The sequence below is a fragment of the Actinoplanes sp. NPDC051633 genome (assembly GCF_040681735.1).
Taxonomy (GTDB): Bacteria; Actinomycetota; Actinomycetes; order Mycobacteriales; family Micromonosporaceae; genus Actinoplanes.
Map to the genome: position 1 here is coordinate 1 of NZ_JBFAZH010001541.1, position 1,514 is coordinate 1,514.

A 1,514-nucleotide genomic window follows, 5' to 3' on the forward strand; every position below is an offset into this window, starting at 1 on the left:
ACAGCAGCAGGCCCTGTCCGCGGCGGGCGCTGAGCAGCAGCCGCGCCTCACCGGCGGTCAGGCCGAACACGTCGGCGACGACGTTGATGGCCTGCGGCGCCTGCCGGAGCAGGATCTGGGTGGCGGCGTTGGCGATGACGACCTGGCCGAGGTCGGAGCCGAGCAGGTCGCCGACGTCCTGGGTGATGACGGCCAGCCCGGCGCGCCGCTTGCGGGCGGATTTCGCGAGCCGGGACAGGAACCGGGCGCCTTCGCCGTCGCGCAGCAACGTCCAGGCCTCGTCGACGACCACCAGCCGGCGCGGGGTGAGCGCCGAGTGGACGGCGGGGGTGTCGACGTCGCGCCAGATCGCGTCCAGCGCGAGCAGCATGCCCGGCGCGCGGAGTTCGTCGGCGAGGTGCCGGGTGGACCAGCACACCAGGTGCCCGGCCGCGACGGTGGTGGTCGGCCCGTCGAACAGGTCCTTGAACGAGCCGGTGGTCCACGGTGTCAGCCGGGCGGCGAGTGTCTCGGCGGCGGCGCCCTGACCGCCGAGGGCGGCGGCGACGTCACGCAGCAGCGGCGCCTGCCGGGTCCAGGTGCCCGGGTCGTTGGTGATGCCGGCCCGGTCGTAGGCGTCGTTGATCGCCGTGTCCAGGGCGGCGCGTTCTGAGGGTGGCGGCTGCTGGCCGAGCAGCACACTGATCAGGGTGTGCAGGAACAGCGCCCGGTAGGTCCGGGCCTGCGGGCGGCGGTCGCTGGGCGGGATGTCGAGCGGGTTGAGCCGGACTCCGCCGGCGCCGAGGATGATCGTGACTCCCCCGACGGCGTCGGCCAGGCGCAGGTACTCGTTGTCCGGGTCGATGACGGCGACCTGCACCCCGTCGGCCAGCGAGCGCAGCACCTCGAGTTTGACGAAGTAGCTCTTGCCGGCGCCGCTGCGGGCCAGCACGACGCTGTTGGCGTTGTGCTGGGCCCACCGGTCCCACCAGACGATGCCGTTGCTGTCCGGGTTGAGGCCGTACAGCATCCCGCCGGCGCTGCCCGGTTCGCCGGGTAGCGGCGCGGGCAGGTCCGGGGAGGCGAGCGGGAACGCCGACGCGACCGCGTCGGTGTCCATCACCCGCCGCAGGCCGAGTCGGTCGGTGGCCAGCGGCAGGGTGGAGGTCCAGCCCTGCAGCTGCCGCCACGTCGCCGGCTGGGTGTCCAGCAGCACCGACGCGGCGGCCGCCCGCACGCCGGAGACCGCCTCGTCCAGGCCGCCGAGGGTGGGTGCGTGCACGCACAGGTAGAGGCCGACCCGGAACAGTTTCGACTGGCCGCGGGCGACCCGGTCGGCCAGGTCCGCGGCGTCCTCGGCGGCGGCGTCGGTGACCGGGTCGCCGAGCCGGCCCTTCTCCGCGTCGGTGCGCCGGTTGGACTCCAGCCGGGCCCGCTGCCGGCGCAGCCGGGTGGCGGCGACCTGCGCGGTGAGCGGGTCGAGGTAGACGACCAGGTCGAGACGGCCGGGCCAGGAAAGCAGCGGGTCCAGCCAG

Annotated in this window: 1 protein-coding gene; it reads right to left on the reverse strand. The window is 74.6% G+C overall.

Annotation, left to right across the window (positions count from 1 at the left end; all coding sequences use genetic code 11):
* The coding region (locus AB0M20_RS42935; protein ID WP_364307197.1) for a DUF87 domain-containing protein at window positions 1-1,514 on the reverse strand (1,514 nt) is incomplete at both ends.